Source organism: Emergencia sp. JLR.KK010 (assembly GCF_037018265.1).
Classification (GTDB): Bacteria; Bacillota; Clostridia; order Peptostreptococcales; family Anaerovoracaceae; genus Senimuribacter; species Senimuribacter intestinalis.
In genome coordinates, this window is sequence record NZ_CP143550.1 from 2,800,305 (window position 1) to 2,816,996 (window position 16,692).

Below are 16,692 nucleotides of genomic sequence, written 5' to 3' on the forward strand. Positions count from 1 at the left end.
ATTTCTGCACAAATTTTTCTTTACTATTTTGCAAAATTTTTCTTTATATTATAAATAATTTGCATTTTTCTATGTAATGTGGTAAAATATAGCTATTATTTTATTGATTTTGCGAGGACTTCAATGAGCAATAAAACAACTTTATCTGAGCAAATTTATCAGGAACTTTTCCACGATATCACAACACAGAAACTCATATTTGGTCAGAAACTGACCCTGCACGACCTAAAGACCCGTTTTCAGGTCAGCCAGACACCGGTTCGAGAAGCCTTAGCCAGACTAATTGATGATGGACTTGTCAACTACTATTCCAATTTAGGTGTTGCAGTAACAGAATTCACTGAATCGGATATTCAAGAACTTTATCAATGTATCAGCGAACTTGACGCACTTGCCATCCTTTTCTGCAAAAATTCCTTCACTACAGCACCTCTTATTTATGAACTTGAAAAAATCATGGAAGCTGGAGATAAATACCTGGCAGAAGGTAACATTGATCAGTGGCGGCATTATTCCGATGATGTACATACCGTGTTTTACCGCCATGCCCAAAATCATTACCTAGATGAAGCCGCTAAAAAAGTACGTGCTAAGATTTACTTCTTCTCTAATATGTACTATTATGACGATCCTGTTCATGTAGAAAACATTCATATGGGGCACCGCGAGATTTTAGAGAATATCAAGCTAGGAGATTTTGATGAAGCTGCTAATATCATGCGGCTACACCTGCAATACAACATGGTATACGCACTCAACGCCTACAAAGAAGCTCCAAAAGCAAAGGATACATTTAAATAACCGCACGCATATTAAAAGACCTGACAATGATTTGCCAGGTCTTTTATACTCGATATTTATTCAGCAGCAGATACTGTATAGTTTGCCAATACAAATTCCTGTGCGCGGTTTACACCGTCCACCACCGCCTTAGAAGAAATGGTTGCCTTGGAAATTGCATCAATTGGAGAGCCCTGTGCAGTTTCGCCTGCAATCACAACCGGCAGATATCTTCCTGTAAACTGACCTTTAAAAGCGTCTGTTGCGATTTTTTCGCCCAGATACTCAGTTTCCTTCTGGCGCAACACATCAATGCCAAGTACTAGCGTGCCATCCGCAGAAATAGTGACAGCCAGTTCAATCGGCTCTTCAGCATTGTAGCCTACTGTAGTTCCCTTTACAACGTAGCCTACCAAAGCACCAGCTGTATCGTACGCTTCTTCCACTGCAGTTACGTTATAGTCTGCTGCATTGGTGCCTGCGATATCAATATCCTGTGTGGAGGCAATGGTAAAGTCCACTTCCACAGGTTCTGTATATTTCTTATTTGCACTGCCATAAATCGCCTCTGAACCAAAAATCACTGCCGCAGAAACTGCAATCATGACAACCAGCGAAATCACCCAGCTGGTAAATTTCGGATTAAAATGTGCACTCTGTTTCATACTATTCCTCCTATTTTATATATTGCTCAAAACCTGCGCTATAGGTCTTTTTATAGTCTTTATCCACCCAAACGGCTTCCACATCGTCCATGGAATCCACAAGACTGCGTCCCTCCTCAATTGACATATTGAAAAGAGTTGTGGACAAGGCATCGCCCAGCGCAGAATCCTTGCAAAGCACCGAAACGCTTGCCATATATTCCGCCGGCATTAGAGTCTTCGGATTGATAATGTGGCAGTATTTCTTTCCATCAACGATATAATATCTCTGATAATCTCCGCTAGTTACTACTGAAAGCTCTGTGATTGCAAGACTCTCAAGGTTTTCCTTGCTGTCAGGGTCAGGACTTTCTATCCCGATGTTCCAAAGTGTCTTCCCATCGTCATTCTTGTAACCGAAGGTTACTACATTTCCTCCGATACTGATTGCCGCCGAGGACCAGAGATTTTCTTTTGCGTAAGCTGAGGCCTCTCTGACCGCAAATCCCTTTGCTACAGCACCTACATCTAAACGCAGATTTGGATCCTTAAAATAAACAGTACGTTTTTCTTTATCAATGATTAAGTCGTCAAAGTCTGTATGTTCTGCCGCCTGCTTCAACTCCTGCATATCCGGAAGATACGCTTTTTCGGGGTTGTTTACAGAATAGGTTCTGCTGTCATGCCAGAGAGAAAGTACTGTGCCAAAGCAAATGTTGGTCTGTCCATTGCTCATATCGTAAACTTCCCGGCAATATTCCAGAAGATCAATAATCCTTTGATCGACCTCTACCGGTTCGTCTTTTGCACGCTGATTGATGACAGCAAGATTCACCATACCATCGTAAGTATTGTAAATATCATACAGCTTATTATATTCTTCCAGCATTTGATGAAAGGTTTCTAAATGGGCATCAAAGTCCTCCTGGCTATTATCGTAAGCAATCACCGTCGAGGCCGTATCAAAGACGTCGATAAAACTTGAGGAAAACCTCTCCGTCTTACCGCCTTCGGAATTCCCACACCCAGTGCATACCATCACAAATGCGATGAATAACAGGATAATTTTTTTCTTCATGTTTACTATGGAAAAGAGAGCAAAGAAGCCCTTGCTCTCTTTCAAACTCCGTCAGTAATTATTTTGCCATTGCAGCTTCAATAGTAGCAGCGATAGCGGAAATTACAATTGTACAGCCAGCCAGAAGGTCTTCATCTGTAGGATATCCATCGCCATCAACAGCTCCAGTAATTTCGTCTACAGTTTTGCCTACTGCCCACTTTTCATAAGCAGCAGCCTGTTCATACCATTCTTTTTCGATTGGGGAAGCACCCTTCATGTTATAGTCTTCCTTCAATTCTTTTTTAGTCATGTAGCTTCCGGCTTCAACCTTGAATTTTCCGCCGTCTAATGCGCATTTTGCCTGAGAAGCGTCGATGAGGCAAGAAGTAATTTTGCCTTCAGCGTCTACAGTTACAGCTGCATAAGCTGCGTCATACTGCAGATTTTCATCGCTGCTCTGATAAGATTTTTCAGCTGTTACAGCCAGCTTCAGAGTATCATCTGCAGAAGCGCCTAAATCCTGTGCATTGTTAACTGCGTTAGTGATTGCTGTTACGATGTCGTTTAAGAAGATAGTGCAGCCGGCAGTCAAATCTTCGTCAGTCGGATAACCGTCTTCACCGATACCAGCAGCTACTTCGTCAGCAGATTTACCTACTGCCCATTCTTCTAATGCAGCAATCTGTTCATACCACTCTTTTTCGATTGGGGAAGCGCCCTTCATGTTGTAGTCTTCTTTCTTTTCCAGCTTGGATCTCAGATCAGCAACAGAGCCGTCATCAGTTCCAAGGTCCGGCTTAATCTGCATTTCGTCAACTTTCAGGCTAACGATTTTGCCGTCAGCATCAACCAGAACAGCAGCAACTACAGAATCGATAGTCAAGGTTTCATCTTCAACATCTGCGATAGAGCTTACTACTGCATAACCAGTCTTTGCTCCAGCCGCATTTGCGTCGCCGCCAGCATTGTCACCACCATCATCAGAGCTGCCACAAGCAGCAAAGGAAAATACCATAGCGAGCGCCAATGCGGAAATTAATAATTTTTTCATCTTCAGCATAGTTTTCTCTCCTAATTTTCTTTTCATATTTTAGTATTAGCGTATAGTTATATTATATCGAACAATCTCACAATTGTCAATATTTTATCAAAGATTCATGATTACTCAAATACTTTAATAATCTTTCTCGGACACTTCTCCGCACATGCACCGCAATGCGTACATTTGCTGTAATCGATTCTTGCAATGTTATTTTCCATTACAATTGCATCTGACGGGCAGTTCTTTGCGCAAAGCCCACAGCCGATACATCCTGCTTTGCAGGCGTTCATTACCTCTTTGCCCTTAGCAAGAGATATGCACTGCACTCTGTGAGTTGAAGCAGCCGGTACCAATTCAATTAAGTCGTGCGGACAAACTTTGATACACTTTCCGCAGGCAATACAAAGCGCTTCGTCTACAACGGCTTTCTTATCGATGATACGGATTGCTCTCTCCGGACAAACCTTTGCGCAGGAACCATAGCCCAAACAGCCATATTTGCAGGCATACGGGCTGGAACCCGGCATTTTAGCCGCATAAGCACAGCTTTCGATACCGATGTACTGATAATCCACCTGTTTCATGTCGCTGGTTCCGTTACATCTGACATAAGCAACCATCTTCTCCATGTCGCCTACTTCCTGCCCCATAATCCTTGCGATTTCCTCTGCAACGGGCTTACCACCTACAGGGCATGCTGTTACTGGAGCGCTGCCTTCTGCAATGGCTTTTGCAAGGGCGTCACAACCCGCATAGCCGCAACCGCCACAGTTACTGCCCGGCAAAGCTTCTCGCACGGCAACTTCCTGCTCATTGACTTCTACATGGAACACTTTTTCAGCAATACTGAGCGCAATACCGATGATTGCACTAATCACACACAGAGAAACGACTGCGATTACAATTTCACTCATATTCATATCTGGTCCCTCCTCTATGCTAACATACCGAATCCATAAAATGCGATAGACATCAAACAAGCTGTCATTAATACAGCCGGTGTTCCCCTGAAGGAATCAGGGAAATCATTAGTCTCGCTCTTTTCTCTCACACCCGCCATGATAATGATGGCAATACCAAAGCCGACAGCAGTTCCAATTCCGGATACAACACTTGTGATGAAGTCATTTCCTGACTGCACGTTGGTCAGCGCTGTACCAAGCACCGCACAGTTGGTCGTAATCAACGGCAGGAATACACCTAAGCTCTGATAAAGCGGCGGAATAGCTTTCTTCAGGAATAGCTCTACAAGCTGTACCAGAAAAGCGATTACCATAATGAACACGATAGTTCTCAGGTAAGTCAAATCAAACCTTACCAGCAAGTAATCATAGAGCAAGCTGGACACTGCGGAAGCAATAGTAATAACGAAGATTACTGCACCACTCATACCAGCAGCTGTTTTTACATTCTTAGATACACCTAGAAATGGACAGATTCCTAAAAACTGACTCAATACAACATTGTTAATCAGCGCTGTTGTAAGAAGTACTAAAAATAAGCTGTTACTCATTTGCTTCTACCTCCTTACATACAGCCGGGCACTGCTTGCAGTTGCCGCTGCAGCCACCTTCACCTTTGACATGACGGTTAGCCCCTTTCAATTTTAGCTTGTTCTGAATCATACAGAGTATGGACAGTACGAAAAACGCACCTGGTGCCATGACGAAAATAGAAATCGGTTCATAGCTTTCCGGCATAATCTGTATGTTGAAAATGGTCCCATTACCAATCAGTTCTCTCACCATACCGATAACGGTAAGCCCTAGGGTAAATCCAAGGCCTATGCCTACACCATCAAAGATGGATAGGAATGGTCCATATTTGGACGCATAAGTCTCTGCTCTTCCTAAAATGATACAGTTTACTACAATCAGAGGAATAAAGATTCCTAGACTTTCATAAAGGAATGTCATATATGCATGCATCAAAAGTTCCACAATTGTTACAAATGATGCAATAATGATGATATAAACCGGTACTCTGACACCGTTTGGAATCACCTTCCGTAAAAGTGAAATGATGAGATTCGACATAATCAGTACCGCCATGGTAGCGATACCCATACCGAAACCGTTGCTGGCACTGGTAGTTACTGCAAGAGTCGGACACATGCCGAGCATGAGCACAAAGGTTGGATTTTCCTTGATGATGCCGTTATATAATCTTTCTAATACTGCTTTCATCTACCTCACGCTCCTTTCAGTTCATTATTGTAATACTCAATTGCACCGTTTACCGCTGTCAATACAGCATCCGTTGTAATTGTCGCACCAGCAATCATGTCAATTTCATTGTTTTCCTGCTTTGCACCAGAAGAAACGTGGGAAACAGTCGCTGCCTTCATTCCGATAAACTGCGCTGCAAACTCATCGCTGGTACACTGTCCGCCAAGGGTCTTTGTCTCGTTACAAATCAGCGTGGAAAAGCCTTTGATGACTCCATCGCTTCCGATTCCCAGTGCAATCTGTAAATCTCCATCATAACCATTATGTGCAGTTACAATAACGACATAGCCTTCGCCCTTTGCATCTTTGACCTCATTGACTGTATAGTCTTCACCGCTGACTTCACTGAATTCAATGTCTGTCAATTCTTCCGGAGCAATGCCCGGGAACGCTTTTTCCATCGGGTCTGCTTCCTCTGTCGGCGCAAGCCCGCCGCCGAAGTTAGCTTGGTAGAATACGATGGCTGCATTGGCTGCATCGGTTACAGCACCTGTCGTAATGGTTGCACCGCCAATAGCATCAATTTCATTGTCAGCAGAAGCGCCAGTCTTGCTATATGCGAGCTGTTCTGCTTTTTTTCCTTTAAATTGCTCTGTAAAAGCAGGCTCTGTACACTTGGAGCCAAGTCCTGCAGTTTCCGAATGGGATACTACATTAAACCCTGTCAATGTGCCATCAGAAGTAATTCCGACTGCAATCTGAATGTTACCGCCGTATCCGCTAGGGGAAGTTGCTGCGATAACATAACCCTTTGGTGTCGCACTGGAATCTGCCGGGTCGATTACTGCTAAAACATCGTTAATAAAACATCCGTCGTATCCTGCTCCAGCCAGCATTTCTGCCGAGCCTTCAAGAAGCGCATCTGTGTTATCAATCTGAGCAAAACCCTTTGCCTCTGGATACACAACTTTGTAAACTTCTGCTCTGGCGTTGATTTCTGCCTGGTCAATCGGACCCTTGGTAACCTGATAGACAACCGATAATGCCAGAATCGCTATAAAAGTAACAACTACTAATACTAATGTATTGGCAACCGTTGCCGTTTTCTTTTTCATGCTTTGCTTCCTCCTTTCGCCTTTTCACTGCCGAAAGGCTTTGGAATTGTAATATTCTCAATCAGCGGAACAAGAAGGTTGCAGATAATAATCGCATAGGACACACCTTCTGCGGAAGAACCTACGGTTCTAAACAGAGCTGTGAACAATCCCAGAAGAATGCCATAGAGTAATTGTCCCTTCGGCGTAATCGGGCTAGTCGCATAATCTGTCGCCATAAAGAATGCTCCTACAAGAAGACCACCAGAAAGAACCTGTGCTAACAGATAATTCGTACTGATGTCACCACCGTTAATCAAATTAATCAGCAGAATAAATGCTGCCGTTGACAGTATATAAGTAAGCGGAATTCTCACAGAAATCACTTTCTTTACAATCAGATAAATACCTCCCGCAAAAATTGCCAGCGCGGATACCTCTCCGATACATCCGCCGTGGAAGCCTAAAAACAATGACAGCAAATCAGGCAGTTCTCCGGCCTTCATTGCTGCAAGCGGAGTTGCAGAGGAAACACCATCCATAGTAAAATCTGTCATTCTTCCTGAAAATGAAATTAACAGAAAACATCTTGCTGCCAACGCAGGATTCATAAAGTTCTGCCCCAGACCGCCAAACAGCATTTTTACTGCAACGATAGCAAAGAGACCTCCCAGTACTGGCATCCACCATATTGCTGTAGCCGGCAGATTGATTGCGAGAATCAATCCTGTCACTACTGCACTGCCATCAAAGACAGTCACCGGTTTCTTGACTGCTAAATCAAATAAAATCTCTCCAATTACACAGGTCACTACTGAAATAATAATTACCTGCAGTGCACCTATTCCGAAATGATACACGCCAAAGGCGAGAATCGGAAGAAGTGCAATGATTACATCCCGCATAATAGACTGGGTCGTACTTTGCTCCCTCACATGAGGAGACACTGAAACATTATACATAAAACACCTCTACTTCTTAACCAATGATACGCATTTCACGCACTTTTGCCTTGCCTAGCTTAAACATCTGCGTGAGTGGAATCTTTGCTGGACAGCCATAAGTACAGCAACCGCACTCCATACATTCCATACCACCTAAACGGTCGAACTTCTCATAATTCTCTGCCTTAATTTCTTTTGCGAGCATTTGCGGAACCAAATCACTCGGACAAACGCCTACACATCTGCCACAATGGATACATGCCGACTGGGCAAGTGCAGCTACATCATCCTGATTGAATACAAGAATCGCAGAGGAGGTTTTCACCACAGGAACATCCAAAGTGCTAAGTGCTGCCCCCATCATAGGTCCTCCGGCAATAAATTTCACTGCGTCCTCTCTCGCACCCCCGGCAGCTTCCAGTACTTCACCGAAAGACATCCCCAGCGGAACATCTAAATTACAAGGCGTATTTACACCCTCACCTGTAATTGTCATAACCCTGTGAATCAGCGGCATATTCTGATATACTGCTTCATATATTGCAAAGCAAGTAGCTGCATTGACAACCAAACACCCTTTGTCCGCCGGCAGCATTTTAGAATTGATTTTTCTTCCTGTCACGGCATAAATCAGCTGTCTTTCGCCACCCTGCGGATATTTGGTCTTCAAAGAAACGACAGAAATTCGCTCTTCGCCTGCAGCCTTTTCCTGAAGCAGCGCAATCGCCTGCGGCTTATTGTCCTCTATTCCGATTACTGCTCTCGCTTTCTCAAAGAGCTTCAGGATAGCTTTGATGCCCAGAATCATTTCATTACTTCTTTCCAGCATTAAACGATAATCTGCCGTCAAATATGGCTCGCACTCTGCACCATTGATAATAATGGTATCGATATCCTGCGGATTCTTCGGAGAAAGCTTCACTCCGCTAGGAAAACCTGCACCGCCTAGACCGACAATACCAGCTTCTGTAATCGCATCAATAATTGCTTCTGCTGACACGTTGTCCAAATCACGGCTCTCACCATAACCATCTACGGTTTCATTCACATTATCGTTTTCGATTATAATACAGTCTGTTTTTTCTCCGTTTACAACAGTTCGCTTTTCAATGGACTTTACCGTTCCTGACACTGCGCTGTAAATTGAAGCAGAAATATACCCGTCAGATTCTGCAATCATTTGTCCTTTTAGTACACGTTCACCCGGTGAAACAATTGCTTTCGCCGGCGCTCCAATATGCTGCAGCAAAGGATATACCATGGTATTTGTCGCAGAGACAGAAGTGATAGGACTATCTTTGGATAGCTCCTTCCCTTCATACGGATGAGCTCCTTTTTTTGCCTTATTTTGACTCATTCAATCACGCTCCTCTTATTAAATAGGCAGTTTTATATCTTATTCTAGCATAGTACTTTAGTACTAGCAACGATTTTGTTAATTTCTTGACAAAATTTCCTAATATATGTATAATATTTTTTAATATATATTATTCAGTCTATTCCATCTACTGTTTTGCCTTTCGATATCCTGCCTCAATCGCTTCTTCCTCTGAATCAAAAATAATCAGATTCTTGGAATCTTCCATCTCCTCATAAGCTCGCTGACCCGGGCAGTGATAAATCTTAGAGCGTTTATTACCCCTTATCTCTTCGACAATTTTCTCCTCTTCATCATCCTGCGCTGCTGCATTATTTAGGTCGAGTCGATTAGCCCCATTGCTGTAATCAATTTCGATTCCTGGCTGTACATTATAAACAAATACATTAAAACAAACACCCTCGCCATCGTCCTCCACAGAATATCCTTCCATCTGCACTCCTCTGGCTACTAAATCGTTTCCATCATAAATTGGCGTTACACGATACAACACATGTCCGCCTGTTTCTTTTACATAATCCGCCACCATATCCTCAAAGGGAAGCATTCCGTCCACATTCATATATCTGGTGCCGGTAATGAGATTTTGCTCATTGGCATTCTCTCCAGTTAGCTGATATCCCAGAAGATGGCAGCGATTATAAAGATATTTTCCGTCTACAATGTCGTATTTGGCAAGCTGCCAGCCAGACGGCTTGACCATGCCGATGCTGCCTCTCTTTTCGGTGGGCATTAAATCCCTGCCTACATTGGCAAAAGCAACACCGCAGCGTCCAAGACGGTCCAGATCGCTATATGTCTCAAAGGATTCTGTGGACATATCTGCTTCTGAAAACGCTGGCATATTATCTTCCAGTACAACATAAGGGCTGTTCTCATAAGGCGGAATTTCTGAAAGAGAATAAGACGCAGTCTCTGAAGTTTCTAAAATCCCCATCTGCTCAAGCTGACTGCACCCGGACAATAATACTGTCAAAGTTAAAATCAGTATTAAAACTCTATTCTTATTATAAAACAATTTGTATAAATCCATTCCTGCACGCTCCTATCTATTTATTCTATTTCATTATCCCAAAAGAACATTCGTTCGTCAAGGGCTATTTTCAAAAAAAGAAAAACTGTGCATTCAATGTGGCACTGAATGCACAGTTTGGATCCTATCTCTTTTTACACACTTCTATAAGACTTTGTTCCGCCAATACGAGTCACCTGATAGATTCCTCGAGTTGTAATCTGCCGTTCTGCCAACACTCCCCGCACCCGTTCTATTGAGTCAATCCTCAGATAGAGACCAGTGCTGCAGGAATGAGTTATCTGCGGAGGCAACTTTCGCAGGGCAGCATGAAATCCATTTTCCTCCAGGACATCTTTGGCATAGGCTGCTTTATAAAAAGAAGAAAAGGAAAGAATATACTCATTCTCCATGGTAGTCTCCTTCTATGTGCTTCTGAAATCAGAATAAATTTTTTATCTTCCGTATGTAATAGGTTAGGAAGGAAACTTTCTTTACATCTCTGTCGGACACCAGATCGTAGGTACCTGCTTTTTCTTTTCCGATATATACAGTCAAAGTGCCTACTTTGTCACCTTTTCGCAGCGGCAGCTTTATGTTCTTATCTATGGTAACTTTACACGCCGCCTGCTTTTCTTCTCCTTTTTTAACAAAAGCTGTTATTTTTTCGGTAGTTAATGCTTGAAAATAATAAGGTTCTCCTTTATCAAGGGACACTTTTTTCATGCGCTGCCCCTTGTCTGCCAAGGTGACCGACGCATAGTTGGCAAATCCGTAATTCAAAAGCTTTGAAACTTCTTCAAACCGGATTTTTGAAGTCTTTGCACCTAACACCACGGCTATCAGCGTAGTATCATCCTTTGTCGCCGAAGCAGAAAGGCAGAAGCCCGCCTCCTGAGTGAAGCCAGTTTTTATACCATTAGCACCGGGATACTGTTTGATTAATTTGTTGGTATTGGTCAGTCCGAACTCCTTTTCTTTTCCAGGAAGCCCAACCTGTATCGTCGTCTGCCAGGTATTAAACCATTTTTGCGTGTGCTCGTGCTTCAAAAGCTTTTGCGACATCACTCCTATATCATATGCACTGGTGTAATGATCTGCTACAGGTAATCCGTTGGTATTTACAAAGTGCGTATCCCTCATGCCAAGTTCTTCAGCCCGCTTATTCATTTTTTCCACAAAAACTTCTTCACTGCCCGCAATGTATTCCGCCGTAGCAACACAGGCATCATTAGCACTGACAATGGCAATCCCCTCCAAAAGTTCCTCCAGTGTATGGGTTTCACCAACTTCCATATACATCTGGCTGCCTCCCATAGACGCTGCTCTCTCAGAAATTGTTACTGGGTCGGTCAATTTAACTTTCCCATCTTCAACTGCTTCCATTGCAAGAAGCATGGTCATAACTTTGGTTACTGACGCTGGTGGCAGCTCTTTGTGAGCATCCTGCTGATAAAGGACTTTGCCCGTATCCGCATCAATGAGTACTGCTGCCTTTACATCTAAATTCAAATTAGCTTTCTTTTGCTCTTCGGTTGGGGCACCCTCAGACGTCAAACTATCAGACACTGTTTCCAGCACTACAGGCTCCTGCGGGTTAGAATAGTATTTCACACCTAAAATTCCACCAGTTCCGCAAAGGCAAAGGGCACAAAGTAGGCATAACGCTCTTTTTCGATTCTTCCTTATCATAAAAACACCTCTCTCATTTGGTGTAATATATGAGAAAAGTGCAGCGGATATGCTAATTGCCGGAAAAGATTGCCGTAAGGTTTGCTGTAGTGATAGGGGATTTTCAAAATTATTTCCGTTTTTCCCAGGATTTATAGAAGTTTCTGTCCTTGTCACAAGATTTCAATCCACGCACCCGCGAAGGGGACACGAATGCATAGACCGTCCGGTAATTGTCCCGGTCCACGATTTCAATCCACGCGCCTACAAGAGGCGCGACTTCCCATATTCGTACCATCAGCAAAATCAAACCACGTTTCAATCCACGCGCCTACAAGAGGCGCGACAAATACACTCCAATTATGCTTCTGCTCCAACGCCAGTTTCAATCCACGCGCCTATAAGAGGCGCGACAGATTACGTAAAAAAACTTCACGCATTACCAGATATTTCAATCCACGCGCCTGCAAGAGGCGCGACCTGACCCTGCGAATTTGGATTGGAAGAATTGCGATTTCAATCCACGCGCCTGCAAGAGGCGCGACTTTGGTGTCGATATAGACAAGCCTATGTTGAAAAATTTCAATCCACGCGCCTGCAAGAGGCGCGACGTTAATGCGACTTTTCCAAGCTTTGTCTTTAGCAAATTTCAATCCACGCGCCTGCAAGAGGCGCGACGTCTGGTATGCTGGCTATAATAAATGCAAGCGAAATTTCAATCCACGCGCCTGCAAGAGGCGCGACCAAACACATTACCAGTTGGGTAAGCGGTGTAAGGGATTTCAATCCACGCGCCTGCAAGAGGCGCGACCACATACAATTTCCATATCCAACCTCCTTAGAACGATTTCAATCCACGCGCCTGCAAGAGGCGCGACCGATTACGGTGACCGCTAAGGCTTTCCGCAGAAATTTCAATCCACGCGCCTGCAAGAGGCGCGACTTTGTGTTGCTTCATATAGAGATGAATAAGCATAATTTCAATCCACGCGCCTGCAAGAGGCGCGACGAATGGGTAAAAAGTATTTAAAAACGACAGTCTATATTTCAATCCACGCGCCTGCAAGAGGCGCGACTGCAAATGGTTAATGGCAAAAGCCCGCAAGAAGTATTTCAATCCACGCGCCTGCAAGAGGCGCGACATGACGTTTATTTCCGGTATGCTGCAAAGGTCAAAATTTCAATCCACGCGCCTGCAAGAGGCGCGACATGTCGTATAGGTCAAGTGCATACCAAATCGCCGAATTTCAATCCACGCGCCTGCAAGAGGCGCGACCAAGCATTTCAAGATACGGTAAACTCGTAGATTATTTCAATCCACGCGCCTGCAAGAGGCGCGACAATTAACCGTAGAAAGGCAAAATGCTACGTTTTGATTTCAATCCACGCGCCTGCAAGAGGCGCGACTGTTGAAAGACTTGGTAGATATACCAAAACCGAAAATTTCAATCCACGCGCCTGCAAGAGGCGCGACTAATCGTGCCATCTGCATCAATGCGCAATAACTTTATTTCAATCCACGCGCCTGCAAGAGGCGCGACTGCAAAATTGTAAAAGATTTCTATAATTTTTATCAATCTTTTGTTTTATTTCTATTTCTACATACTACTAAACTGTCAAAAGCCTCTTAAGATCACCTCTTTTCATTGAATTACAGGTGCGAAACATCCCAGAAAGTCATGTTCACTTCGTTTTCGCACCAACAAAATTCCATCTTTTCCAAAATATTTTTAGGACAAGTGTATTTTATCTGTCGCAATTATACCTCAAAAGGATTTTCTTCACCTGTAAAGTATTTTTTTGCTCCTAAAATAGAGTTCTCTGCCATATTCGCCACTGCTTCATCCGTGTAAAACGCCATATGGGATGTAACGATAACATTGGCATAAGACCTTAAGATTGCTAATCGCGGATTTCCCAGAGGTTCACCCATGCGGTCAAAATAGTACAGACCACTTTCGTGCTCGACTACATCTAGGCACGCAAATCCAACCTTTTCCGATTCGATCGCATCAATCAGTGCATCACTATCAATTAAAGCACCTCTGGCACAATTTACAATCCCGACTCCGTTTTTCATCATGCGCAGTGCATTATTATCAATCAGGTGATAATTTTCATCTGTTGCAGGTACGTGAAGTGTAATAATATCTGACTCACAAAACAGCTGTTCAAGTTCAACATACTCACCCAAAGCTTTGACAGACTCTTTCTGATAAGGATCATAAGCTAAAATTTCACACCCAAATCCAGTTAAATTACGAATTACCGTTTCTCCTATCCGACCAGTTCCAATCACGCCGACAGTGCAACCTGGTAGTTCGCGCGCCAATTTTCCCCGAAGTGTAAAATCTTGTACATCCCCACGCATCATGATATGCTTCATTTTACGAAGCCCCATAAGAATCAACATAACAGTAAAATCTGCCACGCTGGATGGCGAATAGGTTACATTTGTAATACCCATACCAAGTTTTTTCGCATATTTCCAGTCAATATGGTCATATCCAATCGTTCTAGTCGAAATACATTTTATTCCAAGCTGATAAAATTTATCAATTAACTCTCTGTCAATAACAGTTGTAATAATATCCACGGCATCATAACCCGCTGCTAACTCTGCATTTGCTAAGCAAGGCGCTTCTGCAGTGTAACCATACTCCACATCATACTTTTCACAAAATTTGTCAAAGAAAGGCTTTTCGTCAAAGTCTCTCATACTATATACAAATAATTTCATGTCGCTACCTCTCGCATTTACTTGCATTTATCATAACACAAATAAAAAAGAATGCATAGCATTTAAGAATGATTGTCAAAATCTATTATTAAAAATTAATAATCTCTCATCCATTTTATATAGAGGAATATAAATTGAAACTAACTGAAATTCTATATATTTTAGTATTTTCACAGCCACCAACTCGTGACTATAAATAGGCACAAGTTGGTACCAGTGATCATAGAAGGTTACGGTAACGATAACCCCGGCGCATTTCAATCCACGCACCCCTCACGGGGTGCGACAGGCTATAGTCTGCGGCATGGGTGTAAAACAACATTTCAATCCACGCACCCCTCACGGGGTGCGACTTTTTTCTTTTCAGAATTCATGTCGTCCTGAATAATTTCAATCCACGCACCCCTCACGGGGTGCGACACAAGGCTGAAAAGAACATTTTCCGCATGGAAAAATTTCAATCCACGCACCCCTCACGGGGTGCGACGACCGTTACATTCATATTCCACAACCTTGTTACTATTTCAATCCACGCACCCCTCACGGGGTGCGACCAAATCATGAAAGAATCAGAAATGCTTGAACAAGAATTTCAATCCACGCACCCCTCACGGGGTGCGACATGCTGAGAAAGTATGGCAAACCAAGGTTATCCAATTTCAATCCACGCACCCCTCACGGGGTGCGACCGAAACTAACCGAAATATCGATAGTGTGAGATACATTTCAATCCACGCACCCCTCACGGGGTGCGACGGTTCACTAAATCCGAACCTGCAAGTGTTATTAAAATTTCAATCCACGCACCCCTCACGGGGTGCGACAAAGTGATTTTCTTTCAGGGCGCAAAGGTAAATGATTTCAATCCACGCACCCCTCACGGGGTGCGACCTAGTTTGGGAGCATTGGAAACAATTTAACGGCGAATTTCAATCCACGCACCCCTCACGGGGTGCGACCTTGATGATTTGACGCTTTACAAGCAGTCTTCAATTTCAATCCACGCACCCCTCACGGGGTGCGACGATTTTTATGCTGCTGCGGCTTAGATGATGGCTTAATTTCAATCCACGCACCCCTCACGGGGTGCGACGAAGCGGCAGACTGGGACGATGAGACGGTAAAAAAATTTCAATCCACGCACCCCTCACGGGGTGCGACGCTAATATCGGCGAACAAGCTGTTTTGAATAAGATTTCAATCCACGCACCCCTCACGGGGTGCGACATTGCTAGTGCGCAAAAAATTGCTAAGTGGCAAAATATTTCAATCCACGCACCCCTCACGGGGTGCGACGATTATTACTGGCCAGTACTTGCCAATATTGGTATTTCAATCCACGCACCCCTCACGGGGTGCGACGAGGGTATGATAATGGTCGCATGTGAGTATTACGATTTCAATCCACGCACCCCTCACGGGGTGCGACATGGCCTTTTCCCGGAGGATCAGCTTTTGGTTGGATTTCAATCCACGCACCCCTCACGGGGTGCGACGAATTCTTCTTCTGTGTAGAACAGCGACTTGCATTTATTTCAATCCACGCACCCCTCACGGGGTGCGACCGACTGGTTCTATTACGACATTATCATTAATTATGATTTCAATCCACGCACCCCTCACGGGGTGCGACACTTACGTACGACGATGCCAATTTACCCCTGTCTATTTCAATCCACGCACCCCTCACGGGGTGCGACTGCAAATAAACGCCAATTTCCCAATAGAATCACCATTTATTTGTAAATTCTTTATAATTTCCAAAAGTATAAATACATATACTTCCAGAAAAGTAACTATTTTGTCTATAATTCTGGTGCGAAAGCCCCAAGGATTTTATGTCCACTTGCCTTTCGCACCTTTCTTAAACCATCAAAACGCCTTCAGCTTCATAACTTTCTTTGGCTCCGAAATGCTCTACTTTTGTTTGATAATTATTTCCCAAATAGTAAAACCTGAGACTATCTTGTTTTTCGTCAATCAAAGACAAAAGTTTATCCTTTAAGAGCAGCATTTGCGAACTGTCCACTATACATTCAAATACCGAATTTTGTACACGCTGACCATAATTGACACATTCCCTTGCGACCTTTCGAAGCCTGGTCTTTCCAGCTTTGTCCTGCGTTGACACATCGTATGTAATTAATACTAGCATCTGA

At 43.5% G+C, this 16,692-nt stretch carries 15 protein-coding genes and 2 CRISPR repeat arrays; of the genes, 1 reads left to right on the top strand and 14 read right to left on the bottom strand.

Annotated features, from left to right (window positions below; genetic code table 11):
• Positions 1 to 123: 123 nt before the first annotated feature.
• The gene (locus tag V1225_RS13485; protein WP_338546840.1) at positions 124 to 801 is read left to right on the top strand and encodes a GntR family transcriptional regulator; all 678 of its coding nucleotides are present in this window, start codon (positions 124 to 126) and stop codon (positions 799 to 801) included.
• Positions 802 to 857: 56 nt separating this feature from the next.
• Here the strand turns inward: V1225_RS13485 and V1225_RS13490 are convergent, their stop codons facing one another.
• From V1225_RS13490 to cas2, 14 genes are all read right to left on the bottom strand, one after another.
• Entirely contained in the window at positions 858 to 1,445 is a 588-nt protein-coding gene (locus V1225_RS13490; protein ID WP_338546842.1) for an FMN-binding protein, read from the bottom strand.
• A gap of 10 nt (positions 1,446 to 1,455) precedes the next feature.
• A complete protein-coding gene (locus V1225_RS13495) occupies positions 1,456 to 2,502 on the bottom strand; it encodes an FAD:protein FMN transferase (protein ID WP_160201495.1) in 1,047 nt (348 codons plus the stop codon).
• Positions 2,503 to 2,560: 58 nt separating this feature from the next.
• A complete protein-coding gene (locus V1225_RS13500) occupies positions 2,561 to 3,544 on the bottom strand; it encodes a hypothetical protein (protein WP_251630645.1) in 984 nt (327 codons plus the stop codon).
• A 101-nt stretch (positions 3,545 to 3,645) separates the two neighbouring features.
• Positions 3,646 to 4,446: an RnfABCDGE type electron transport complex subunit B gene (locus V1225_RS13505; RefSeq protein WP_338546843.1), complete on the bottom strand. Its 801-nt coding sequence runs from the start codon at positions 4,444 to 4,446 to the stop codon at positions 3,646 to 3,648.
• A gap of 14 nt (positions 4,447 to 4,460) precedes the next feature.
• The gene (locus V1225_RS13510; RefSeq protein WP_160201492.1) at positions 4,461 to 5,039 is read right to left on the bottom strand and encodes an RnfABCDGE type electron transport complex subunit A; all 579 of its coding nucleotides are present in this window, start codon (positions 5,037 to 5,039) and stop codon (positions 4,461 to 4,463) included.
• Positions 5,032 to 5,712 carry an electron transport complex subunit E gene (locus V1225_RS13515; RefSeq protein WP_338546846.1) on the bottom strand — a complete coding sequence of 227 codons (681 nt, stop codon included), beginning with the start codon at positions 5,710 to 5,712 and terminating at the stop codon, positions 5,032 to 5,034. Before V1225_RS13515 ends, V1225_RS13510 begins: the two co-directional genes overlap by 8 nt.
• A 5-nt stretch (positions 5,713 to 5,717) precedes the next feature.
• A complete protein-coding gene (locus tag V1225_RS13520; protein WP_338546848.1) occupies positions 5,718 to 6,809 on the bottom strand; it encodes an RnfABCDGE type electron transport complex subunit G in 1,092 nt (363 codons plus the stop codon).
• Complete coding sequence (locus V1225_RS13525) at positions 6,806 to 7,750, bottom strand: RnfABCDGE type electron transport complex subunit D (RefSeq protein ID WP_160201489.1); 945 nt, start codon at positions 7,748 to 7,750, stop codon at positions 6,806 to 6,808. Before V1225_RS13525 ends, V1225_RS13520 begins: the two co-directional genes overlap by 4 nt.
• A gap of 16 nt (positions 7,751 to 7,766) precedes the next feature.
• Positions 7,767 to 9,089 carry an electron transport complex subunit RsxC gene (gene rsxC / locus V1225_RS13530; RefSeq protein ID WP_160201488.1) on the bottom strand — a complete coding sequence of 441 codons (1,323 nt, stop codon included), beginning with the start codon at positions 9,087 to 9,089 and terminating at the stop codon, positions 7,767 to 7,769.
• A 148-nt stretch (positions 9,090 to 9,237) separates the two neighbouring features.
• Complete coding sequence (locus V1225_RS13535) at positions 9,238 to 10,143, bottom strand: DNA/RNA non-specific endonuclease (protein ID WP_160201487.1); 906 nt, start codon at positions 10,141 to 10,143, stop codon at positions 9,238 to 9,240.
• A 134-nt stretch (positions 10,144 to 10,277) separates the two neighbouring features.
• Positions 10,278 to 10,535 carry a DUF3343 domain-containing protein gene (locus V1225_RS13540; RefSeq protein ID WP_160201486.1) on the bottom strand — a complete coding sequence of 86 codons (258 nt, stop codon included), beginning with the start codon at positions 10,533 to 10,535 and terminating at the stop codon, positions 10,278 to 10,280.
• A gap of 28 nt (positions 10,536 to 10,563) precedes the next feature.
• Positions 10,564 to 11,814 carry a D-alanyl-D-alanine carboxypeptidase family protein gene (locus V1225_RS13545; protein WP_338546852.1) on the bottom strand — a complete coding sequence of 417 codons (1,251 nt, stop codon included), beginning with the start codon at positions 11,812 to 11,814 and terminating at the stop codon, positions 10,564 to 10,566.
• Positions 11,815 to 11,973: 159 nt separating this feature from the next.
• Positions 11,974 to 13,334: a CRISPR direct-repeat array (repeat unit 32 nt; unit sequence ATTTCAATCCACGCGCCTGCAAGAGGCGCGAC).
• A gap of 218 nt (positions 13,335 to 13,552) precedes the next feature.
• Positions 13,553 to 14,533: a D-isomer specific 2-hydroxyacid dehydrogenase family protein gene (locus V1225_RS13550; protein ID WP_160202798.1), complete on the bottom strand. Its 981-nt coding sequence runs from the start codon at positions 14,531 to 14,533 to the stop codon at positions 13,553 to 13,555.
• Positions 14,534 to 14,787: 254 nt separating this feature from the next.
• A CRISPR array of direct repeats spans positions 14,788 to 16,233; the repeat unit is 33 nt; unit sequence ATTTCAATCCACGCACCCCTCACGGGGTGCGAC.
• Positions 16,234 to 16,397: 164 nt separating this feature from the next.
• Positions 16,398 to 16,688, bottom strand: coding sequence for a CRISPR-associated endonuclease Cas2 (cas2, locus tag V1225_RS13555; RefSeq protein WP_160202799.1), 291 nt, complete (start codon positions 16,686 to 16,688; stop codon positions 16,398 to 16,400).
• Positions 16,689 to 16,692 lie beyond the last annotated feature (4 nt).